The following is a 20,341-nucleotide window of genomic DNA, read 5'->3' on the forward strand; positions in this document are numbered from 1 at the left end:
TTTCTTATTTTATTGAAAATCAACATATAGTATATATTTAAATTACAATGCCCAGTAGAAGTACAGATGCTTTATTTCAGTTGATTAAGTCGCTTGAGAAATCCGAAAAAAGGAACTTAAAGCTATTCGTGAACCGTAATTCAGGTTCAGAAAGCCTTAAGAGCATTAAGCTATTTGACGCGCTGGATAAAATGAATGAGTATGATGAGGCTGCATTACTTAAAAAAGTTCCAAGCGTAAGCAAACAACAATTAAGCAATACTAAAGCACTATTGTACAGGCAAATTCTGAGCAGCCTTCGGGTATTAAAAGATGAAAAAAATACTGATCTGCACTTGCATGAAATGCTTGATAATGCACGCATACTGTATAACAAGGGGCTTTATCATCAAACATTAAAAGTATTAGAGCGCATTAAAGAATATGCACGGGCGCACCATCAACTCACTTACTTGCAGCAAGCGCTTTTTTTGAAAAGAAAATTGAAGCGCTTTATATAACGAGAAGCTTACAAACAAGGGCAGATGAGCTGGCAGCCGAATCAAAGGAAGTTAATGATCGAATCACCAATATCAATGACCTTTCCAACCTTAACCTGTTATTGTACGGATGGTATATTCAAAACGGTCACGCCAGAAATGAGAATGATGTAAAGACGGTGCAGGCCTTTATGGACGAGCATTTGAAAAGAAATGTTAGCGATAGTTTTTACGAAAAAGTATATCTGTATCAATGTTATGTTTGGCATGCATACATTAAACTTGATTTTTTGATGTATTATCGGTATTGCCAAAAATGGGTAGATGTATTTGAACAAACCCCAAAAATGATAGAGGCAGAAACAGCTATGTATGTTAAAGGCATGCACAACCTGATGAGTGCCCATTTCAATTTGCTGAATCATGAAAAGCTGGCTCAAAGCATTAAGAAATTTAAGCGTTTTGCACAGTCTCCATTGGTTCAGGATACAGATAACAATCGCATTGTAACCTATGTTTATTTATACACAGCGGTGATTAATCTTCATTTTCTGGAAGGGACTTTTATTAAGGGATTGAAAATGGTGCCTTATCTGGAAGAAATGTTGGTTACGCATGGCAAATATTTAGACAGGCATCGTGTGATGGTTTTTTATTACAAAATAGCATGTCTTTATTTTGGTAGTGGTGATAATGATAAGACGATCGATTATCTCAATCGCATCATTAATCAAAAGGATGATTTGCGTACCGATTTGCAGTGTTATTCGCGTTTGTTGCATTTGATCGCTCATTACGAATTGGGCAATTATAATCTGCTTGAATATCTGATCAAATCTGTATATCGCTACATGGCCAAAATGGAAAACTTAAGTAAAGTAGAAGAAGAGATGTTCCGTTTTTTACGACATGCTTTTAAGTTCAATGAAAAGACCATTAAGCCTGAATTTGAAAAGTTGCTGAATAAACTTAAGAAATATCAGCATAACAGGCTTGAAGCGAGAGCTTTTGCTTATCTGGATGTGATCAGCTGGCTGGAAAGTAAAATATCAGGCATTAATGTGCAGGATGTGATACGACAAAAATATTTGAGGGAGAGAAGGCAAAAAACTTAAAAGAAGATATTTGCCCAATATGTTCTGTAGTGAAATATGTTATAGATAAAAAAATCATGTAAGTTTGTGCCTATATGAAATATCCTGTTTCAAATACTTTTCTTCAAAGTTGGCGTTGGAGCAGCTAATTTTCTTTGCCATTTTCATGGCGATTGGTTTTCTTATCTTTACATCCCTTAAAATTTATTGAATAGCATGCAGGCAACTTATAAAGAGCCCGATGAGTTGGGTTACTATGGCGAATTTGGTGGCGCATACATCCCCGAAATGCTCTATCGCAATGTAGAAGAACTTAGGTCGAACTACTTAGACATTATTAAAAGTGAATCTTTTCAGAAAGAATATCAGTTTTTGCTAAAAGACTATGCAGGTCGCGAAACGCCTTTATATTACGCAGCAAGATTATCTGATAAATACAAAACCAATATTTATTTAAAGCGCGAAGACCTTTGCCACACCGGTGCGCATAAAGTAAATAATACTATAGGCCAGATATTAGTAGCAGAACGACTGGGTAAAAAGCGCATCATTGCTGAAACCGGCGCCGGTCAACATGGTGTGGCAACGGCAACTGTTTGTGCCCTGAAAGGTTTACAATGTATTGTTTATATGGGTGAAAAAGATATTCAGCGCCAGGCACCCAATGTAGCAAGAATGAAAATGCTGGGAGCAACTGTTGTGCCTGCAACAAGCGGAAGCAAAACGCTGAAAGACGCTACCAACGAGGCTATCAGAGATTGGATCAATCATCCCGACGATACTTTTTATATTATTGGAAGCGTAGTTGGTCCGCATCCTTATCCCGATATGGTAACCCGTTTTCAAAGTATTATCAGTAAAGAAATTCGTACGCAATTAAAAGAAAAAACAGGGTCGGAATTACCAAAAGCAGTTATAGCTTGTGTTGGTGGCGGAAGCAATGCCGCCGGAACTTTTTATCATTTTTTAGATGAACCTTCAGTCGATATTATTGCTGTTGAAGCATCAGGCTGTGGTGTGAATTCGGGAATGAGCGCAGCTACTACACAGTTAGGCAAGCCTGGTATTTTACATGGTAGCAAAAGTTATGTAATGCAAACAGCAGACGGACAGGTTGTAGAGCCACACAGCATTTCAGCCGGTTTGGATTATCCAGGCATTGGACCGATGCATGCCAATTTATTTGCAACCGGACGCGGAAAATTTTTAAGTGCTACTGATAAAGAGGCTTTAGAAGCATCTTTTGAACTGGCTAAATTAGAAGGTATTATCCCCGCTCTGGAAAGTGCGCATGCATTGGCGGCTTTAAATCAAATCAAATTTAAAAAGGACGATAACATTGTGATTTGCCTAAGTGGCCGAGGTGATAAAGACATGGAAACCTATATGAAAGAATTGAATAAAAAATAAGTGATGAGCAGATTAAGTGAAACTTTTAAATCGGGAAAGAAAATATTAAATATTTATTGCACGGCAGGCTATCCAAAATTAGACAGCACTTTGTCTGTTATGAAAGCTTTGCAGGAAAGTGGAACAGATATTATTGAGTTGGGTATGCCTTATAGCGATCCATTAGCAGATGGCGAGACCATTCAAAAAAGCAGTTCCATTGCTATAGAAAATGGAATGAACATGCATGTGCTTTTTGATCAGTTGAAAGATATGCGCAATGAGATTTCAATCCCGGTTGTGTTAATGGGTTACATGAATCCAGTGTTACAATACGGATTTGAAAATTTTTGTAAACATGCCGCTGAGGTTGGAATTGATGGGTTGATACTTCCCGATCTTCCTCAACATGAGTTTGAAAAAACTTATAAATCTATTTTGGAAAAATATAATCTCGATTTTATTTTCCTGGTAACGCCCGAAACTTCGGAAGAACGTATTAAAAAGTTGGATGAGTTAAGTAGTGGTTTTTTATACGCCGTTTCTTCGTCATCCACAACAGGCGGCGAAAAGGATTTTGAAGCAGTGGAACGCTATTTGCAAAAACTTCAAACCTACAATTTAAAGAATCCGGTTTTAGTGGGCTTTGGTATCAAAGACAAAAAAACATTCAACGATGCCTGCAAGTATGCGAATGGTGCGATCATCGGATCAGCGTATGTAAAAATCATCCAGCACGCGCAAACACCGGAAGTTATTACCAAAAGTTTTATACAAAGTATTCTTAATTAACAAATATCTTAGGTTGCAGCGTTTATTTTTGCAACCAGCTGTGTACATCGCTCATCTGTGTTGTGTCACTCACTTGTACAATACTGCAAGTGTCATCTGTTTTTAATTCGTAAATATTATTAATGAACCGAATTTTTTTTCAGCAGCAATATTTCTCCTTCCTTTTTTGCCTTTGGTCAAAAGCTAACACTAACCGGTAACATATCTGGCTTACCTGATGGTAGCAAAGTGGTACTTACTGATCTGGAAAATCCCGGAGTTCCGCTGGCAGACACTATATCACATGCAGGCGCTTTTATACTTTCTACACAGCTGGAAGCCTCATCGCTATTGGGTTTGGGTGTGGGGGATAGTATAAAAACTGCAGTTTTTTTAGGCAATGAAACTGTTTCTGTAAAAGGAGATATCAAGCAAAAAGCCGATGAGTGGAAGTACACAGGATCATCTATACAAAATAATTTTACTGAATTTCAAAACACCTTTGTTCCAAAATTTGGTGACTTAAATCAACTGGTTCAGCAATTACAATCTGGTAATGGAAGCGAAGAATTAAGGATCAAACTCGACAATGCTGTAGCAGATATTCAAAAATCGGTAGACGACTTTATTGATAAAAATCCTGCTTCACCCGTTAGTACTCTGGCTATTCTTTCAACCATCAATCTTACAGAAGATGTTTCTGTTTTAGAAAAACGTGCTAATAGTTTGAAACCGGCTGCACTAAGTAATGTATTTGGCGGCCAGTTGAAACAGGCTATTGTAAGTGCAAAGTTTAATTCGGTTGGAAGTATGGCATTGGATTTTTCTCAACCCGATACAACAGGAAAATCGGTGTCGCTTTCTCAATTTCATGGCAAATATGTGCTGGTAGATTTTTGGGCGAGCTGGTGCGGCCCATGCCGAAAGGAAAATCATTTTTTAGTAAAAACCTTTGATAAATTTAAAGACAAAAACTTTACTGTACTGGGCGTTTCTTTAGATGAGGATAAAGAAGATTGGCTGCGTGCTATTGCAAAAGATGAATTAAAATGGACTCAGGTTAGTGATCTTAAAGGCTGGGAAAATGAGGTAGCCTTGAAATACAAAATCACTTCTATTCCACGGAACTTGTTAATTGGACCCGATGGTAAAATTATCGCTAAAGATCTTCGTGGAGATGCGTTGGATGAGAAACTTGCAGAAATTTTAGGCAAGTAAAACAATGCCAACCGTGATCTGATATTTTCATAAGCCATGATTTTAATTGTGGCTTATTTGATACTATTAATACCGCTCTTTTCTTCCGTACTAGGATTTTTTTCCTGTTTTTGAAGGCGTTGCTTTTTGATCTGTAACATTATTCCTTTTAATGGAATTGGTGTTCTTTAATGCATGATGCCTTGATGGTCGTTCCATTTTTTTAGCGATCTCGAAAACTTCCATTGGATAGGGATGATTGTCAATAACCGGTATTTGTTGCCGGGTCAATTTCTCAATATCTTTCAAAAATGCCTTTTCTTCAAAATCGCTAAACGAAATAGCCTGGCCTTCATTTCCGGCTCTGCCCGTGCGCCCAATGCGGTGTACATAGGTTTCCGGAACATTAGGAAGATCATAGTTAATTACAAGCTCCATTCCTTCTATATCAATTCCACGGGCTGCAATGTCAGTAGCCACAAGTACACGTATGGCTTTGCTTTTAAAATTCCCTAACGCCCGCTGACGATTGTTCTGACTTTTATTGCCATGAATAGCGTCCGACTTAATGCCGTGTTTTGAAATATGTCGCACAATTTTATCACAACCATGTTTTGTTCTGCTAAAAACCAAAACGTTTTCTGCAACCGAATCGTTTAGTACGTCAACTAACAATGTGTTTTTATTGGCTCTATCAACAAAATATACTGACTGAGTAATTTTCTCAACAGTAGATGAAACCGGCGTTACTTCTACCTTTACCGGGTTTCGTAAAATAGCTCCTGCTAATTTTAAAATTTCGGGAGCCATGGTGGCCGAGAAAAACAGGTTTTGACGTTTGGGCGGTAACAGTTTCAAAATCTTATTAACGTCGTGAATAAATCCCATATCAAGCATACGGTCAGCTTCATCAAGTACAAAGAATTCTATGCTATTAAGCCTGATAAATCCCTGGTTGATCAAATCAAGCAGGCGACCGGGTGTTGCTACCAAAATATCTACACCGCCCGCTAAAGCATTGGTTTGCTTGTTTTGATTAACGCCTCCGAAAATTACAGCACTACGCAGGTGCAAATGTCTGCCGTAAGCATTTAGGCTATCTTCAATTTGAATGGCCAGTTCGCGTGTAGGTGTAAGTATCAGCGATTTGATGTTGCGCTTTCCTTTTTCCGTACCATGCTTTGAAAGCATTTGAAGAATGGGTATTGAAAATGCGGCAGTTTTTCCTGTGCCGGTTTGCGCGCAGCCAAGTACATCGTGGCCCGCTAATAGTTGTGGAATGGCTTGTGTTTGGATAGGTGTAGCCTGGGTATAACCTTCTTCTTTGATTGCCTTTAAAATAGGCTCAATAATATTTAGTTCGCTAAAATGCATGTTTATACTTGTAAGGAATTTTGTGTTTGTAGATAACGGGATACGGTTGCAGCAGCCCATGTTTTAAATCGTGGACATGGAAATCTGACGGAAACGTGCAAAGTTAGGGGTTTTAATCGATAGTTTTAAAATCCGTCATTAGTGCTCCGGCTTAAACCGTTGAAACGGTCTAGGTTTTTTGTCATGTTTTATAGCCCACGATTTAAATCGTGGGTTATGGGAAGCGTCAAATATTCAAAAATGATTAACCATTTAAACCGTGTTAATGTAAGCGTATCGTCATTGATCAAAACCGTTGAAACGGTTTAGGCGTATTTATCGTGTTTTTTATAACCCACGGTTTAAACCGCGGGTTATGGCGTGTCGTGGTTATATATTGCTAGCCGCAAATTTTAAATGGTTTTAATCATTTCCTTCAACAATTTTTATTTCTTCATCGGTTAAATCGTAAAGCTGGTAAACGAGTTGGTCGATTTGGGATTCGAGAGCGCTATTGTCAGTAGAAGGGTTTCTGTTTTTTGGAATTAATACCATCAAATAATTAATAAAAGAAAATTGTTCTTTTTGACTAATTTTTTTATTGGAAATTGCCATAGATCTTGGGGAGAGAAATCACCAAATTACAGAACACTTTAACTCCGTTCTGTAACAGCGCATCAGAAATGATAAAGTCCGGTGTGTGATGTGACGGAGCTTTTGAAGGGTCGTTTCCTTTGGGCATTCCTCCATAATATAAAAATACCGCCGGCGCTTTGGTTCCGTAAAAGGAAAAATCTTCAGCGCCTGTTACCCATTTAGTTTCCTGTACATTTTCCTTGCCTACAGCCTGTTCCAAAACAGGCACGATCTTTTTGTAAGTCCAATATGGTTATAAGTAACAGGAGTGTTTTTAGTAATGCTTACCTCCACGGTAGCATTATTGGCAGCAGCTACATTTTCTGAAATATGTTTTAACCGGCGATGAATATCTTCCTGCATTGCGGTGTCGAAAGTACGGATGGTGCCTGCAAATTCAAGTTCTTCAGGTATGATATTATTTCGTACGCCAGAGTTGATTTTACCAACTGTAAGAACTACAGGCGCTTTGGTAATGTCCTGCTGCCTGCTTACAATTTGTTGAAGACTATTGATGATCTGTGCGGCGGTCGCAATTGGATCAACGCTTAACCAGGGTTGTGCACCATGAGATTGTTTGCCTTTTACTTTAACGGTGAACCAATCACTGGCTGCCATAAATGGCCCTGACTTATAAAATACTTTCCCTTCTTCGATCCAGCTTTCAATATGAAGGCCAAACACAACATCTACTTTTGGATTATCCATTACACCTTCTTTTACCATTAGTGCGGCTCCGCCTTCTTCACCGGGTGGAGCGCCTTCTTCTGCCGGTTGAAAAATAAATTTTACAGTACCGGGAATGTCCTTTTGCATAGATGCCAGCACTTCAGCTGTTCCCATTAATATAGCCACATGTGCATCATGTCCACACGCATGCATTACAGGCACTTCCTTACCTAAGTACTCGCCTTTTGTAGTTGAGCGATAGGGGAGATCGTTTCTTTCTAAAACTGGTAACGCGTCCATATCGGCGCGTAAAGCAATTACCGGCCCAGGCTTTCCACCTTTCAAAATGCCCACTACACCCGTCTTTGCCATCGTTTGTGTTTCGATGCCTAGTTTTTTAAGATGCGCCAATACATATTGTTGTGTTTTAAACTCTCGGTTGCTAAGTTCCGGGTTCTGATGAATATGCCGCCTCCATTCAACCAGCTTTGATTGTATTGCTGCGGCTTTAGAGTTGATCGTTTGAGTCGATTGCTGCGCAATAACGACTGAATATGTAAAAAGAAAAAGGGCAACGAAGACTATTGGTTTTCTCATTGCCCTAAGTTAATTAATAATATATAATATCAAATCATTGCGTATTCATAACCTACACTATTTAAATCGTGGGCTTTTAGCTAACGCCTTCCACTTGCGTTGTCTTATCAATTTTTTGAATTAAACCCTGCAACACTTTTCCCGGTCCCGCTTCTGTAAATTTTGACGCACCGTTTTCAATCATCGCCTGTATGCTCTGTGTCCATTTTACGGCACCAGTAAGTTGTGCTATGAGATTTTCTTTGATTTCGTCTTTGTCTCTTACCGGCTTGGCTGTTACGTTTTGATAAACCGGACAAACGGGATTGTGAAAGGTTGTTTTTTCTATTGCTTCCTGCAATTCCATTTTAGCGGGTTCCATTAAAGGAGAATGAAAAGCACCTCCTACAGGTAATACCAAAGCTCTTTTAGCACCTGCTGCTTTCATTTTTTCGCAAGCCACTTCTATACCTTTAATGCTGCCACTAATTACCAGCTGGCCTGGACAATTATAGTTGGCTGGTACTACAATTTCACCCGTTTCTTTTTGAGTTTCAGCGCAAATCTCTTCAACTTTTTCGTCAGAAAGATTAATGATTGCTGCCATTGTTGAAGGAGTGATGTCACAAGCCTTTTGCATAGCTGCTGCACGTACTGCTACCAATTGCAATGCATCCTCAAAAATCATTGTTCCGTTGGCCACTAATGCAGAAAACTCTCTAAAGAATGGCCCGCGACCATATCTGGTTTTGCTTCTTCAATGGTGCGATATGCAACGATAGAATGAAGAAATACTGCTGGTTGGGTTACGTTTGTTTGTTTTAATTCTTCGTCTGTACCATTGAACATAACATCCGAAATACGGAAACCCAGTATTTCATTTGCCTGTTCAAATAATTTTTTTGCAAATACGCTTTGGTCGTAATGGCTTTTTCCCATTCCTGAAAACTGCGCCCCCTGACCGGGAAAAACAAATGCGTGCTTCATCTTTATCTATAGTTTCTTTTTAGTTTCGAGCGGGCTAAGATACAAAGCTTTTTGCATTATATTTTTGCCTTATTTGTTTAGTGCAAATCTGCACTTATTAATTTTAAAAACTCACTTCTGGTGGAGTTTTTTTGAAATTCCCCATCAAATGCAGAAGTTGTTGTTACAGAATTTTGCTTTTGTACGCCCCGCATCATCATGCATAAATGCTTGGCTTCTATTACTACAGCTACACCTATCGGATTTAATGTTTCTTTTATGGCGTTCATTATTTGAACGGTCAATCTTTCCTGAACCTGAAGCCGTCTGCTAAACACATCAACCACCCTTGCAATTTTGCTAAGGCCGGTGATCCATCCGCTTGGAATATAGGCTACATGGGCCTTTCCAAAGAAGGGTAATACATGGTGTTCGCACATGCTGTAAAGTTCAATATCTTTTACAACGATCATTTCGCTAATGTCTTCATGAAATTTTGCGGAATTGATAATTGCGTGAGCATCCAGCTGATAACCTTGTGTAAGATATTGCATTGCTTTGGCTTGCCGTTCCGGTGTTTTGAGCAATCCTTCACGCAATGGATCTTCGCCTAATAATGTTAGGGCATCTTTATAATTCTTGATGAGACCTTCTGTGGTTGGCTCATCGTATGTTTCAATTTTTGTGTAGGACATCTTCTGATTAATTATATTCAATATACAGCAAATTATCCGTTGGCGGGATAATCCACAAAATTTCTTGGCGTTTCATAAAGCCTTATCTGAAGATCAAGTTTGGCTTCAATATGCGGCCTTAATAAATTATATATTACAATGGATATATTTTCGGCTGTGGGATTCAATGTTTTAAATTCTTCAGTATCCAAATTGAGGTTTTTATGATCGAATTTAGCAAGAACTTCTCTTTTTATAATATCGCTAAGCTCTTTCATGTCCATCACAAAGCCGGTCTTGGGATCGGGATCACCTGTTACCTTAACCACAACATCATAATTGTGGCCATGATAATTTGGATAAGCGCACTTTCCAAAAACGCTCTGGTTCTTAACCTCGTCCCATTCAGCATTATATAAACGATGAGCAGCATTAAAATGTTCTTGTCTGTATACAGATACTTTCATTGGAAATGTTAAATGATAAAATTTAAAATGCAGAATATAAAATGAATGGCGGCTTTATTCGCCAAAATATTCTACATAAATGCGTGGTGTTTCGTACAATTTGATGCAATGCAAATGAATACCTGCTGGAATATGAGGCGCTAATTGTTTCCAGATTTCAATAGCGAGATTTTCGGTACTGCACATTTTTCCTTTCATGAAATCTACATCTTCATTAAGATTTTTATGATCCAGTTTTTCGGTTACATATTCGCGAATGATCGTGCTTAACTTCTTTACATCAAATACAAAACCCGTATCATTATTGGGCTTAGCCTTTACAGTTACCAGTAAATCGTAATTATGTCCGTGCCAGTTGGGATTAGCACATTTTCCAAACACTTCTTCATTTTTAGCATCGTCCCAACCTGGGTTATAAAGCCGGTGTGCTGCATTAAAATGTTCCTGTCTTGTGAGATATACCATCGCACAAAGGTAACATTTAGAAAGAATAACGACATTTGCATGAATAATTTTTTATGGATATTTTGATTATTGCAGCTACTGGCTTTGAAATACAACCATCAATAAGAAAATTGAAGAAGATGGGCGCAACTGTTGTGATAAGTGGAGTAGGGGCTGCGCCCTCTGTCTATGTCATAACAAAAGCGATTCAAAAATATAAACCCAAACTTATTATACAGGCGGGTATAGCAGGCTGCTTCAATAGAAAATATGCTTTAGGCGATGTGCTGTTGGTATCGAAAGATAATTTTGGAGATATTGGAGTTGTTGAGCATAAAGAATGGAAATCCATTTTCGATTTGAATCTAATTCCATCCCATCAAAAGCCATTTAAAGAAGGCTGGCTGGTAAATCCGCATAGAAAGTTAATAGCGAATACTGGATTAGAAACTGTATCAGCAACTACAGTTAATGAAATAAGTACGAACAAATCCAGAATCAGTTTGTTTATAAAGCAAGGATTTGTGTTGGAATCGATGGAAGGTGCAGCTTTGCATTATGTGGCATTGGTTGAGAAAATCCCATTTTTACAAATAAGAGCTATCTCTAATTATGTTGGGGTGCGCGATAAAAGCAAATGGAAAATAGCGGAAGCTATTACTAATTTGAACACAGAGCTGATGAGAGTGATCGATGGTCAATAGTCAATGGACTATATTTTACATTCAAAATTTAATATTCTACATTTAAATGGTTTTGTCATTAGGATTTTCACCCTGCCCAAACGATACATTTATATTTGATGTATTGGTAAATGGAAAGATTGATACTGGTGGTATTCAATTTGAACCTGTACTTGAGGATGTTGAAACCCTTAACAGGTGGGCTCTTGAGGGTAAGCTAGATGTTACTAAACTAAGTTTTCCTGCTTTTTTCAGAACTTCGGAAATATATCAATTATTACATGCCGGTAGTGCTTTAGGAAAAGGAGTGGGGCCACTCTTGATTTCTAAAAATCAAAAATCCTTTTCTGACGAAGATGTTAATAACGCTACTATTGTATTGCCAGGTGTGAACACTACCGCAAATATGCTTTTCAGTTTTGCTTATCCTAATGCAAAGAATAAAGTGTTTAAAATTTTTCATGAAATTGAAGATGCAGTTGTAAATAGTGCCGCTGATCTTGGTGTGATCATTCATGAAAACAGGTTTACTTACCAACAGAAAGGGTTGCATAAAGTGTTGGATTTAGGCGAGCATTGGGAAGCAAAAATGAATGCACCTATACCGCTTGGTGGTATTGTTATAAAAAGAGAGTTGGGTGAAGATGTGTATGGCATTGTAAATAGTTTAATTAATAAAAGCCTTCAGTATTCGTTTGGCGAATATCCAATTGTTTCGAATTATGTAAAACAGCATGCGCAGGCAATGAGCGAAGATGTTATGCGGCAACATATCGAGTTATATGTAAACGACTATAGTCTGGATTTGGGAATGGATGGGCGAAATGCAATTGATGTGTTGAGGAATGTTTTTGATACAAGTAGGACATGACAAGTAGTAGATAGGAAAATGTCTTATAAAATAGCTTCTTACTATTTCCTACTCCTTTCTTAAAGCTTTCTTATAAGTTTCCAGACAACGTTCTCTGGCAAATTCATGTGTTACGATAGGTTCGGGATAGTTTTCACTTTCAAATTCAGGAACCCATTTTTTTATATACTTAAATTCAGGATCAAATTTTTTTGTTTGAATATAAGGATTGAAAATCCTGAAGTAAGGTGCCGCGTCGCAACCACTGCCAGCCGCCCATTGCCAGCCGCCATTGTTCGATGCCAGATCATAATCTAACAGCTTCTCCGCAAAGTATGCTTCACCCCAGCGCCAGTCGATCAATAGATGTTTGGTAAGAAAAGACGCAGTCACCATTCTTATACGATTATGCATAAAACCTGTTTCATTTAATTCTCTCATGCCTGCATCTACAATGGGATAACCGGTTTGGCCTTTGCACCAGGCTTCAAATTCCTTTTCATTGTTGCGCCAGTTTATTTTATCATATTCACTCTTAAATGATTGATCAACGACATATGGAAAATGGAACAAGATCATTTGATAGAAGTCGCGCCAGATAAGCTCTTTAAGATATGGTTGGTTTAAGTTTTGTGCTTTAGTCGCCAACTTACGTATGCTGATGGTTCCAAATCTTAAATGAATACTTAACCTTGATGTTCCTTTAATGCCGGGTATATCTCTTGTTTTGTCATAATCTTTAATCAATCCATTGTCTGGTTGAGCGTCAGGAAAGATTGCGTTGTTATGCTTAAAACCGATCTTCTGTAACGAAGGGATAGATACTGCTTTTTGTGTATGAAAATTGCGCCAGTATTTTTTTGTTGGATATGATGTTAAATGAAATGGCTTCAAAGCCGACAACCATTTATTAGCGTATGGTGTGTAAATAGTGTATGGCGTGCCATCACTTTTAACTATTTCATTCCTTTCAAAAATGACCTGATCTTTAAATCCTTTCACAGGAATTTCTATTTTTTGAAATAACTGTAAATATTATTGTCGCGTTTTCGGGCATAAGGCTCATAGTCGTTATTTAAATAAATCGCCTGAATGTTGTAATCTTTTTCAAGGCCTTTAAAAACTTCTTCCGGTTTACCATAACGAACGTCCAATGTGCTGCCAAGTTTGATTAACTGTTGCTGAATTTTTTCTAATGCCTGATAGATAAACACCATTCGTTTATCATTTGGATCTTTCAACTCATCCAATATTTCTGTATCGAATATAAAGACAGGCTGCACTACATGTTCGTCTTTTAAAGCGTGATACAGTCCTGCATTATCTTCCAGCCGAAGATCTCTGCGAAACCAGAATATACTTACCATTTTCTTTTTCAATCTTAAATAGTTTTGCTGTACAACAACTACAAAAAGCGAACCTGTTTTAAAAAAGAGAAGTTATATATTGCTGATGAAGCCGGGATGTGAGTTGATTAGTGTAGTTTATATTTTCTACTGATCGGATCCATCTGATACCGCGGATAACATTGGTAATAAAAACTTCATCGGCCTCAAGCAGATCTATGGGCCTGCAAGGTGTTTCTGTTATCGTTTCGATTGTGTCAATTAAATATGCCCGCATCACACCGTCAACACATCCTTCTGTTAGTGAAGGCGTAAAGATAGTACCGTTTTTAATCCAGAATAAATTTGCAATCGTCGTTTCGCATATATTTTCGCGATGATTCAGAATGATACAATCATTCCATTTTTGCTGTTGGACATATTGTGCGGCAACGCTGTATGTCAGTGCTGATGCGGATTTAAGGTTTGCAACATGATCACAACTTTTTTTAACAAGAGGGCAAAAGCCGGTGACCATGCCATTTACATTCAAATCGTTTATTGATGTGTCTAAAGACCATGCTTCGATAAGATAATTCAGTTTACCACCACCGTCATATAATCCGCCATTACCATTAGAAAATGACAACCGTACACGAGCAGACGCCGTACACTTGTTTTTTTCACAAAGTATTTTTATTTGTGAGAACAACTGCTCTACCGTTAGATGTTGTGGCCATATATAATGTAAAAGAGCTATACTTTTTTCAATTCTTTTTTGTGATAAGAAGATAACAGGATTTCGTTTTTCCATACTCTTATCGTTTCGAAAAAACCATCGCCATAGCGGTAACTTTTATTACCTGCCTGCAAAATAGCTTCATGCTCGCTGTAGTAATGTCCATTATAACAAATTTTCAGCATGAATGAAGCCTGGTTAATAGTTAATGAATTTATTGGATGGCTTTGGCAGACGCGGTGTCTACGTCGGTCAGGCGCTTTTGTTTGGTGGTAATGGAGTCCACGATAACTTTAAATTTTTCCGGATTCTTTCTATAATACTCTAGTGTATTATCAAACTGCTCTTTTGTTATTTTATGGATTTTAAACACCTTATCCAGCATAGCATTATTTAAAGCGACCCTATTTTGTTCGGGATATTTATAATAAACAAAGCCATTCAAAAACTCGCTGCTTTGTGCCACATCCCATAAAACTTTTTCCATTTTTTCTTTTGGTAAAATATCTTTACCTGAATTACTTCGGCAAGCAGCAAAAACAACGATTATCGCTAAAATGTAGAAACAACGCAGCATGTTAAATACTTAAAGTTTTTGAATAATTCGTAACGGTGTCAATAATATCAGCGGCTACTTGGCTTTTACTTTTGGATTCGAATTTTATTTCTTCACCGTTTTTTGTATAGATGGTAATCTTATTGGTGTCACTTCCAAATGCTGCGCCATCATTGAGTGAGTTAAGTACAATAAAGTCTGCATTCTTTGAATTCAATTTTTCCAATGCGTTGGCTTTTTCATTATTCGTCTCTAAAGCAAAACCTAACAATACCTGATCGTCCCCTTTTATTGCGCCAAGGCTTTTAAGGATGTCTTTTGTTTTAACCAGCTTTAATTCAGGAACAGAAGTGTCTGTCTTTTTAATTTTTTGTTCGCTAATGGTTTCAGGCTTGTAATCTGCTACGGCTGCGGCCATCAAAGCTATGTCGCTATTTTTAAAATGATCATGACAGGCGTTGTACATCTCGTCAGATGATGTTACAGTGATGATGGTAATGCCTTCATATTCTGTCGGTAAATTTACCGGGCCGAGTACCAAGGTTACTTCTGCTCCTCGATCTCTACATTCCTTTGCCAGGGCTATTCCCATTTTACCGGATGAATGGTTACCAATAAATCTCACGGGATCGACAGCCTCATGTGTTGGCCCGGCTGTAACTAAAACTCTTTTACCTAATAATGAGCTATTATTTTTTGGAAAAAATGCTGCAACGCAGAAACGATGTATTCCGGTTCTTCCATGCGACCATCGCCAAACAAACCACTCGCCAATTCTCCATTGCCAGGTTGTATAATGGCAACGCCATCATTTTTTAATGTAGCGATATTACGGGCTGTGGTTGCATGGTGCCACATATCTTCATCCATTGCAGGAGCTGCAATAACGGGACAGGTAGCAGAGAGGTAAACCGAAAGCAATAGATTGTTACATTGCCCATTGGCCATTTTGGCCAGCGTGTTACAACTTAATGGAGCTATTAACATTACATCTGCCCAGCGCCCTAACTGCACATGATTGGCCCATGTGTTTTCTGCAAACATATCGCTCAACACTTCGTTTTTTGATAATGTTGATAACACCAAAGGTGAAACAAAATCTTTTGCAGCAGCAGTCATTACTACCTTTACTTCAGCGCCTTGTTTTACCAATAATCGTACGATTTGAATTGATTTGTAGGCTGCAATGCTACCTGATATTCCGATTAATATTTTTTGCCTTGTAACATTTCGTCAATGGGTCAATAGTTAATAGTCAATCAAACAGCAACTATTAATCTGGTGAGTTATATTCTTCTGTTCAAGTGTGCGACGCAAGATAGATGATAGTAGCACACAGCCGACTACAAAATTATTCAAAAACAGAAAAACCACAGACATTTAAATGTTACTGTGGTTTTAATTTTTTACTAAAATGCGATTAGCTGAATAGTTCGTCTTCTGCCTTTCTGAAATAAACTTTATCATCTAAAAACTCATGTGTTGCTAATAAAGCAGGATTGGGCATTCTTTCGTATGCTCTCGAAATTTCGATCTGCTCTTTATTTTCATGAATCTCTTCTAAAGAATCAGTGTGGCTGGCAAATTCATCCAGCTTATTGTGTAATTCCTCTTTAATAGAGATGTTGATCTGGTTCGATCTTTTAGCGATGATGGCGATAGATTCGTAAAGATTGCCGGTTTTGCTTTTGATGATACCCAGATCTTTGGTTTCCACACCGGTATGCCAGCGCTAAGTTGTCGTCTTAACTTGCTCATTATTGCTAAATTTTTGTATTTCTGTATTTGATGATGTGATGTAGGCTTCTACATCTTTACGATATTTACTGTCGGGAAAACGTTCTAAAAAGTCATTTGCTGCATTTACCACTTCCCTATAACGCTCAACTTTTTTAGTGACTACTGTTAATTCAGCAGCCCGATAAAAAGACCTTACTGCCATAAATTTGTATTCATCTGAAACGTTAGATTCAGGAAAGTTTTCCAGCAAGGTTGTAAAAGTAACACCTGCGGCTCTGAATTCGCCCAGATTATAATACAACATAGCTGATTTATAATCCTTGGTCTCCAGCTTTTTTCTCAATTCATCAATAAGGCGATTTGCTTCTGTGTTTCTTACAGATTGCGGATGCGTATTGATAAATGTTTGAAGGTTGCTGATTGCTTTATAAGTATTTGTCTGATCCAACTCGGCCTTTGGCGATTGAAGGAAGAAAGTGTATGCACGCATATATTCTATTTCTTCCGATCTGGCGCTATTGCGATAACCTTCAAGAAAGTTCTTAAAAAGATTCTCAGCGTTTATATAGTCCTTCTGATTGTAAGCCGAGTAAGCATATTTGTAATAAATGTCTTCAGCTTGCGGTGTGGTTTTATAATAAGGCAACACATCTTCATAAATAGTTTGCGCCTTCATCCACTTCTTTTTAGCATAGAAATCATCCGCCATTTTTAACTTGTATGCGGGGTCTTTGCTTTTTAATATCTTGTTCATGCCGGGGCCACAGGATATTAAGAATGATACTAAAAAAATAGCGATTACAAATCTCATAAAGTTTGCAAAGTTAACCATAATGCGGCAAATTTTGCTAAAAATAATGACCTGCCTAACTATATGATAGTTAAGGTTTTGGTAAAGAATTTTAGTATTTTGAAAAATCGAAAAACGTAGAAATCAGACCTTTGATAATCAATTGTTTTTAGCATGTTCTGCCAAAAAATGATCTAAGGCGGTAATCATACTTGGCGATTTTGGCTTAGGTGCAATAATCTGGGGAGTTAATCCCTGTTTAACAGCCTCTGCCTTGGTGTTATCCCCAAAAGTACCTACAACCATTCCGTTTTGCTTAAATTTTGGAAAGTTGTTGAACCAGCTTTTTATACCAGAAGGAGTGAAGAAACAAATGATGTCAAAACGCTTTTCTCCCACAGCACCTTTTACATCGTTGCTTTGCGAACGATACATAAAGGCTAATTCAAAGTCGCAGTTATGATTTTTTAACCAGTTAACAATGTCGCTGTCCTGCTGGTTTTCAGAACAAACATACAAAAAGCTTAGGTTTTCTTTGTGCTTGTTCATAACATCGAACAAGCTTTTATTAGTACCATCAGCTCCGTAAAACACTTTACGTTTTCTATATAAAATAAATTTTTGCAGGTAAAGGGCAACCGCTTCGGTTATGCAGAAATATTTAGTATCCTGAGAAACCGTGATTTTGTTTTCTTCACAAGTGCGAAAAAAGTGATCAATAGCATTGCGGCTTGTAAAAATAACACCGGTAAATCTGGAGATATTTATTTTTTGTTGCCTGAAATCTTTTCCTAAAATGGGGACTATGCTTATCAGTGGTTCAAAATCAAGCGTTACTCCATATTTTCTTTCCAACTCGAAAAAAGGCGACTTATCGCTTAACGGTTTGGGTTGAGTAATGAGTATACGTTCGATTTTGTCCGTTGAAGACTTGGTCCCTGATTTTTTTACTTCATTTAACATTAGCAATTCCTAAAATTGTTTGCAAAAGTACGCTATTATTTTAAAAAGGCTACGATTCCTTTGTACAGTATTACCGTAGGCAAAATTTCGAAAGCACTTATGTATAACAAGAAATGAAAGAAACTTATTGTTTTTTCTTTTCTTACTAACCCGACAGCTGCTATGTAACGATATAAAACAAAACCTGAAATTAGCAGCCGCTTAAAGTCCAGGCGATTGTATTAGCCGGCTTTCCCGTTAACGCAATAATAATGATTAGCGGCAACAATAGTATGGCCAATATTTTATTAACAAGAAAAATAAGAAATATATAATTATCTGCAAGCTTAGTTACCTTAAATACCCAACCAATAAATTTCAAAATACCATATTTGAAAAGATACACAACACCTACTAATATTACGGCGTATATGAATAATTGCCAAAATGGAAAGTTAATTGCAGGTGTAATTCGTTGTACAGATAATGCAATATATATCCCCGCTGTAACAACAAAAAAAATGTTGAAGAGCAGCGATGGTAATGAATTTTGAACCACTTGCTTTTTTAGCTGCCGTTGTTTTAAACTGCGCCGAAAAAAAGATGTGTCAGGTCGGAAAAGTATTTGTCGAAACCTCCTTTAAATATTGCGAAAAGTAAAAAAAGGCCGGTAATAACATAAAAGTAAATCTCTTTACCCGGTGGGTTGATCTTTTTACATAAGGTGGGTAGCCAGCTTTTTCAGTTATATTAAAATAAGGATGCTTGTTGATGATCTTTCTTGTGAATTCAATGTTTTTGCGCAATATCGAATCTTTGGCTACAGCTAGGCTATCAATTCTGGCCTTCGCAATACTATCGGTACGGGTTGGCTGCGCAGAACCACAAAGCGCACTACAAGAACAAAAAATATTAGTAGAATAATTCTGATCAAAAGAGAATTTTGCTGCAAAAATAGAGTGATAGATTCTAAAAGTAGTTAACGAACCCGAAATGTATTTTAGATTGTCTTAGATTAAAGTTGGTATCATTCCTTTTTCCCACCGCCCAAGCCAGATTGAATAACCCCACTTTTGTTTCAAAAGCAAGTCCCAACCGCCGGAAACATAGGTGTAGCTTGTGTTATTACCACGACTGGCATTTTTACCCCACCCACCATCTGTAAATACATTAAAGTAAGAGTTTTCACCAACCAGGTAACGATACTCTAAAGTGCCTATACCGTATTGAGAAAGGAACTGGCTTTGTTCATCAAACCCTCTTAACAGTCTATATCCACCGATTTGAAAAAGTTCATTCCTGAAAATATTGCTGCCGGAAATATAGCCACCATTGATGGCTGTTTTAACGGTACTGCGTTGTGCTTTACCAATTGGGAAATATTTGGCAGCTGTCAACACTGATCTCAATTGATAAGATTGTGTTGTAACGGTGTCATATAAACTTCCGAAGTTAAAGGCAGGATCATCCGGGTCCTGCAGATCTAATATCTGGTCGTTCGGTTTCACTTTTTTATTACCAACTGCAGTGTTGAATAATAATTCGAATCCGCTTACAGGATTGAAAATATAATCAGTTGTATTGAGTTGATATTCCACTCCAACATTTGTGATCTTTACATCACCATCTTCAGGTAATTTTTTTGTAGCAATGATCGCTTCCTCATTAATGAAATTCAGGATACTGCTAAATCTTTGCACATAAAGTTTTACACGTTGTTGCCGGTTTAGGGCCAGTTGCGTTCCCAGTCTAATATCAAAATTTAAAAAAGCAGAATCTCTTTTTAACATGTTGAAACGAAGGTCCAGTCCAAAAGGTGAATTGAATAGATAGGGCTGGTCATAACTGATATTTAACCGTTGAGATGAAGCTTGTAACCTTTGCCATATAAGACCGATGCTTTCCCCTCCGCCAAAAGCATTTTTAAGATCGAGTAATCCTTCACCGGTTATCAGCATTTTTTTAGTGGCCGATGCGTCGCTGTTAGGAAGGAAACCTATA

29 protein-coding genes are annotated in these 20,341 nt (G+C 37.7%); 7 read left to right on the forward strand and 22 right to left on the reverse strand.

Features of this window, described 5'->3' with window-relative positions:
* Positions 1 to 128 precede the first annotated feature (128 nt).
* The 5 genes from MKP09_RS11375 to MKP09_RS27360 all read left to right on the forward strand — a co-directional run bounded on the left by MKP09_RS11375 (position 129) and on the right by MKP09_RS27360 (position 4,951).
* Positions 129 to 500, forward strand: a complete 372-nt coding sequence (locus MKP09_RS11375) for a hypothetical protein (RefSeq protein WP_240830108.1) — start codon at positions 129 to 131, stop codon at positions 498 to 500.
* 101 nt (positions 501 to 601) lie between these two features.
* Positions 602 to 1,594, forward strand: a complete 993-nt coding sequence (locus tag MKP09_RS11380) for a hypothetical protein (protein WP_240830110.1) — start codon at positions 602 to 604, stop codon at positions 1,592 to 1,594.
* Positions 1,595 to 1,789: 195 nt separating this feature from the next.
* The gene (trpB, locus tag MKP09_RS11385) at positions 1,790 to 2,983 is read left to right on the forward strand and encodes a tryptophan synthase subunit beta (RefSeq protein WP_240830123.1); all 1,194 of its coding nucleotides are present in this window, start codon (positions 1,790 to 1,792) and stop codon (positions 2,981 to 2,983) included.
* A gap of 3 nt (positions 2,984 to 2,986) precedes the next feature.
* Complete coding sequence (trpA, locus tag MKP09_RS11390) at positions 2,987 to 3,754, forward strand: tryptophan synthase subunit alpha (RefSeq protein WP_240830134.1); 768 nt, start codon at positions 2,987 to 2,989, stop codon at positions 3,752 to 3,754.
* Between the two features lie 150 nt (positions 3,755 to 3,904).
* Positions 3,905 to 4,951, forward strand: coding sequence for a redoxin domain-containing protein (locus MKP09_RS27360; protein WP_317235331.1), 1,047 nt, complete (start codon positions 3,905 to 3,907; stop codon positions 4,949 to 4,951).
* Positions 4,952 to 5,041: 90 nt separating this feature from the next.
* Here the strand turns inward: MKP09_RS27360 and MKP09_RS11400 are convergent, their stop codons facing one another.
* The 9 genes from MKP09_RS11400 to MKP09_RS11430 all read right to left on the reverse strand — a co-directional run bounded on the left by MKP09_RS11400 (position 5,042) and on the right by MKP09_RS11430 (position 10,736).
* Positions 5,042 to 6,304 (reverse strand): DEAD/DEAH box helicase, encoded by a 1,263-nt coding sequence (locus tag MKP09_RS11400; RefSeq protein ID WP_240830136.1) that lies wholly within the window; start codon positions 6,302 to 6,304, stop codon positions 5,042 to 5,044.
* A 402-nt stretch (positions 6,305 to 6,706) separates the two neighbouring features.
* Entirely contained in the window at positions 6,707 to 6,841 is a 135-nt protein-coding gene (locus MKP09_RS26010) for a hypothetical protein (protein WP_262915326.1), read from the reverse strand.
* Between the two features lie 40 nt (positions 6,842 to 6,881).
* Positions 6,882 to 7,139, reverse strand: coding sequence for a hypothetical protein (locus MKP09_RS11405; protein ID WP_240830137.1), 258 nt, complete (start codon positions 7,137 to 7,139; stop codon positions 6,882 to 6,884).
* On the reverse strand, positions 7,124 to 8,185 hold the full coding sequence (locus MKP09_RS11410; RefSeq protein ID WP_240830138.1) for an amidohydrolase: 1,062 nt from the start codon (positions 8,183 to 8,185) through the stop codon (positions 7,124 to 7,126). The genes MKP09_RS11405 and MKP09_RS11410 overlap by 16 nt, the downstream gene beginning before the upstream one ends.
* Before the next feature lie 76 nt (positions 8,186 to 8,261).
* Positions 8,262 to 8,852 carry an ACP S-malonyltransferase gene (locus tag MKP09_RS11415; protein ID WP_262915327.1) on the reverse strand — a complete coding sequence of 197 codons (591 nt, stop codon included), beginning with the start codon at positions 8,850 to 8,852 and terminating at the stop codon, positions 8,262 to 8,264.
* A 14-nt stretch (positions 8,853 to 8,866) separates the two neighbouring features.
* Positions 8,867 to 9,151, reverse strand: a complete 285-nt coding sequence (locus MKP09_RS26015) for an ACP S-malonyltransferase (protein ID WP_262915328.1) — start codon at positions 9,149 to 9,151, stop codon at positions 8,867 to 8,869.
* 77 nt (positions 9,152 to 9,228) lie between these two features.
* Entirely contained in the window at positions 9,229 to 9,825 is a 597-nt protein-coding gene (folE, locus tag MKP09_RS11420; protein WP_240830139.1) for a GTP cyclohydrolase I FolE, read from the reverse strand.
* A gap of 32 nt (positions 9,826 to 9,857) precedes the next feature.
* Positions 9,858 to 10,271, reverse strand: coding sequence for a 6-pyruvoyl trahydropterin synthase family protein (locus MKP09_RS11425; protein WP_240830140.1), 414 nt, complete (start codon positions 10,269 to 10,271; stop codon positions 9,858 to 9,860).
* A 54-nt stretch (positions 10,272 to 10,325) separates the two neighbouring features.
* Positions 10,326 to 10,736: a 6-pyruvoyl trahydropterin synthase family protein gene (locus MKP09_RS11430; protein WP_240830141.1), complete on the reverse strand. Its 411-nt coding sequence runs from the start codon at positions 10,734 to 10,736 to the stop codon at positions 10,326 to 10,328.
* 53 nt (positions 10,737 to 10,789) lie between these two features.
* On the opposite strand from MKP09_RS11430, the gene mqnB reads away from it, so the two are divergent.
* Both mqnB and MKP09_RS11440 read left to right on the forward strand, forming a co-directional pair.
* A complete protein-coding gene (gene mqnB, locus MKP09_RS11435; RefSeq protein ID WP_240830142.1) occupies positions 10,790 to 11,419 on the forward strand; it encodes a futalosine hydrolase in 630 nt (209 codons plus the stop codon).
* Positions 11,420 to 11,465: 46 nt separating this feature from the next.
* Positions 11,466 to 12,269, forward strand: a complete 804-nt coding sequence (locus tag MKP09_RS11440) for a 1,4-dihydroxy-6-naphtoate synthase (RefSeq protein ID WP_240830143.1) — start codon at positions 11,466 to 11,468, stop codon at positions 12,267 to 12,269.
* Positions 12,270 to 12,317: 48 nt separating this feature from the next.
* Here MKP09_RS11440 and MKP09_RS27365 read toward each other — a convergent pair whose 3' ends face one another.
* The 13 genes from MKP09_RS27365 to MKP09_RS11500 all read right to left on the reverse strand — a co-directional run bounded on the left by MKP09_RS27365 (position 12,318) and on the right by MKP09_RS11500 (position 20,298).
* Positions 12,318 to 13,250, reverse strand: coding sequence for a cryptochrome/photolyase family protein (locus MKP09_RS27365; protein ID WP_240830144.1), 933 nt, complete (start codon positions 13,248 to 13,250; stop codon positions 12,318 to 12,320).
* Positions 13,251 to 13,258: 8 nt separating this feature from the next.
* The gene (locus MKP09_RS11450; RefSeq protein WP_240830145.1) at positions 13,259 to 13,627 is read right to left on the reverse strand and encodes a deoxyribodipyrimidine photo-lyase; all 369 of its coding nucleotides are present in this window, start codon (positions 13,625 to 13,627) and stop codon (positions 13,259 to 13,261) included.
* A 46-nt stretch (positions 13,628 to 13,673) separates the two neighbouring features.
* The gene (locus MKP09_RS11455) at positions 13,674 to 14,387 is read right to left on the reverse strand and encodes an aminotransferase class IV (RefSeq protein WP_240830146.1); all 714 of its coding nucleotides are present in this window, start codon (positions 14,385 to 14,387) and stop codon (positions 13,674 to 13,676) included.
* Positions 14,330 to 14,497: a hypothetical protein gene (locus tag MKP09_RS11460; protein WP_240830712.1), complete on the reverse strand. Its 168-nt coding sequence runs from the start codon at positions 14,495 to 14,497 to the stop codon at positions 14,330 to 14,332. The genes MKP09_RS11455 and MKP09_RS11460 overlap by 58 nt, the downstream gene beginning before the upstream one ends.
* Positions 14,498 to 14,526: 29 nt before the next feature.
* On the reverse strand, positions 14,527 to 14,889 hold the full coding sequence (locus tag MKP09_RS11465) for a DUF4296 domain-containing protein (RefSeq protein WP_262915329.1): 363 nt from the start codon (positions 14,887 to 14,889) through the stop codon (positions 14,527 to 14,529).
* A gap of 1 nt (position 14,890) precedes the next feature.
* Positions 14,891 to 15,493, reverse strand: coding sequence for a phosphopantothenoylcysteine decarboxylase domain-containing protein (locus MKP09_RS11470; RefSeq protein WP_240830148.1), 603 nt, complete (start codon positions 15,491 to 15,493; stop codon positions 14,891 to 14,893).
* Between the two features lie 50 nt (positions 15,494 to 15,543).
* Positions 15,544 to 16,080, reverse strand: coding sequence for a flavoprotein (locus tag MKP09_RS11475; protein ID WP_317235332.1), 537 nt, complete (start codon positions 16,078 to 16,080; stop codon positions 15,544 to 15,546).
* 208 nt (positions 16,081 to 16,288) lie between these two features.
* On the reverse strand, positions 16,289 to 16,585 hold the full coding sequence (locus tag MKP09_RS11480) for a DNA-directed RNA polymerase subunit omega (RefSeq protein WP_240830149.1): 297 nt from the start codon (positions 16,583 to 16,585) through the stop codon (positions 16,289 to 16,291).
* A 15-nt stretch (positions 16,586 to 16,600) separates the two neighbouring features.
* Positions 16,601 to 17,440, reverse strand: a complete 840-nt coding sequence (locus MKP09_RS11485; protein ID WP_317235310.1) for an outer membrane protein assembly factor BamD — start codon at positions 17,438 to 17,440, stop codon at positions 16,601 to 16,603.
* 117 nt (positions 17,441 to 17,557) lie between these two features.
* Positions 17,558 to 18,361 carry a uroporphyrinogen-III synthase gene (locus MKP09_RS11490; RefSeq protein WP_240830151.1) on the reverse strand — a complete coding sequence of 268 codons (804 nt, stop codon included), beginning with the start codon at positions 18,359 to 18,361 and terminating at the stop codon, positions 17,558 to 17,560.
* Positions 18,362 to 18,396: 35 nt separating this feature from the next.
* Positions 18,397 to 18,573 carry a DUF4271 domain-containing protein gene (locus MKP09_RS28075; RefSeq protein ID WP_394801070.1) on the reverse strand — a complete coding sequence of 59 codons (177 nt, stop codon included), beginning with the start codon at positions 18,571 to 18,573 and terminating at the stop codon, positions 18,397 to 18,399.
* Positions 18,552 to 18,899 carry a DUF4271 domain-containing protein gene (locus tag MKP09_RS26025; RefSeq protein ID WP_490355047.1) on the reverse strand — a complete coding sequence of 116 codons (348 nt, stop codon included), beginning with the start codon at positions 18,897 to 18,899 and terminating at the stop codon, positions 18,552 to 18,554. Before MKP09_RS26025 ends, MKP09_RS28075 begins: the two co-directional genes overlap by 22 nt.
* A gap of 451 nt (positions 18,900 to 19,350) precedes the next feature.
* Positions 19,351 to 20,298 (reverse strand): BamA/TamA family outer membrane protein, encoded by a 948-nt coding sequence (locus MKP09_RS11500; RefSeq protein WP_240830152.1) that lies wholly within the window; start codon positions 20,296 to 20,298, stop codon positions 19,351 to 19,353.
* Positions 20,299 to 20,341: the final 43 nt, after the last annotated feature.

It is taken from the genome of Paraniabella ginsengisoli, assembly GCF_022513635.1.
Taxonomy (GTDB): domain Bacteria; phylum Bacteroidota; class Bacteroidia; order Chitinophagales; family Chitinophagaceae; genus Niabella; species Niabella ginsengisoli.

What these genes read in the sequence shown, in the direction of transcription:
- trpB (WP_240830123.1), top strand. Translation starts at nt 1,790, where the DNA reads ATGCAGGCAACTTATAAAGAGCCCGATGAGTTGGGTTACTATGGCGAA.
- trpA (WP_240830134.1), top strand. Translation starts at nt 2,987, where the DNA reads ATGAGCAGATTAAGTGAAACTTTTAAATCGGGAAAGAAAATATTAAAT.
- MKP09_RS11400 (WP_240830136.1), bottom strand. Translation starts at nt 6,304, where the DNA reads ATGCATTTTAGCGAACTAAATATTATTGAGCCTATTTTAAAGGCAATC.
- MKP09_RS11410 (WP_240830138.1), bottom strand. Translation starts at nt 8,185, where the DNA reads ATGAGAAAACCAATAGTCTTCGTTGCCCTTTTTCTTTTTACATATTCA.
- MKP09_RS11415 (WP_262915327.1), bottom strand. Translation starts at nt 8,852, where the DNA reads ATGATTTTTGAGGATGCATTGCAATTGGTAGCAGTACGTGCAGCAGCT.
- MKP09_RS26015 (WP_262915328.1), bottom strand. Translation starts at nt 9,151, where the DNA reads ATGAAGCACGCATTTGTTTTTCCCGGTCAGGGGGCGCAGTTTTCAGGA.
- folE (WP_240830139.1), bottom strand. Translation starts at nt 9,825, where the DNA reads ATGTCCTACACAAAAATTGAAACATACGATGAGCCAACCACAGAAGGT.
- MKP09_RS11425 (WP_240830140.1), bottom strand. Translation starts at nt 10,271, where the DNA reads ATGAAAGTATCTGTATACAGACAAGAACATTTTAATGCTGCTCATCGT.
- MKP09_RS11430 (WP_240830141.1), bottom strand. Translation starts at nt 10,736, where the DNA reads ATGGTATATCTCACAAGACAGGAACATTTTAATGCAGCACACCGGCTT.
- mqnB (WP_240830142.1), top strand. Translation starts at nt 10,790, where the DNA reads ATGGATATTTTGATTATTGCAGCTACTGGCTTTGAAATACAACCATCA.
- MKP09_RS11440 (WP_240830143.1), top strand. Translation starts at nt 11,466, where the DNA reads ATGGTTTTGTCATTAGGATTTTCACCCTGCCCAAACGATACATTTATA.
- MKP09_RS11455 (WP_240830146.1), bottom strand. Translation starts at nt 14,387, where the DNA reads ATGGAAAAACGAAATCCTGTTATCTTCTTATCACAAAAAAGAATTGAA.
- MKP09_RS11460 (WP_240830712.1), bottom strand. Translation starts at nt 14,497, where the DNA reads ATGCTGAAAATTTGTTATAATGGACATTACTACAGCGAGCATGAAGCT.
- MKP09_RS11465 (WP_262915329.1), bottom strand. Translation starts at nt 14,889, where the DNA reads ATGCTGCGTTGTTTCTACATTTTAGCGATAATCGTTGTTTTTGCTGCT.
- MKP09_RS11485 (WP_317235310.1), bottom strand. Translation starts at nt 17,440, where the DNA reads ATGGTTAACTTTGCAAACTTTATGAGATTTGTAATCGCTATTTTTTTA.
- MKP09_RS11490 (WP_240830151.1), bottom strand. Translation starts at nt 18,361, where the DNA reads ATGTTAAATGAAGTAAAAAAATCAGGGACCAAGTCTTCAACGGACAAA.
- MKP09_RS11500 (WP_240830152.1), bottom strand. Translation starts at nt 20,298, where the DNA reads ATGCTGATAACCGGTGAAGGATTACTCGATCTTAAAAATGCTTTTGGC.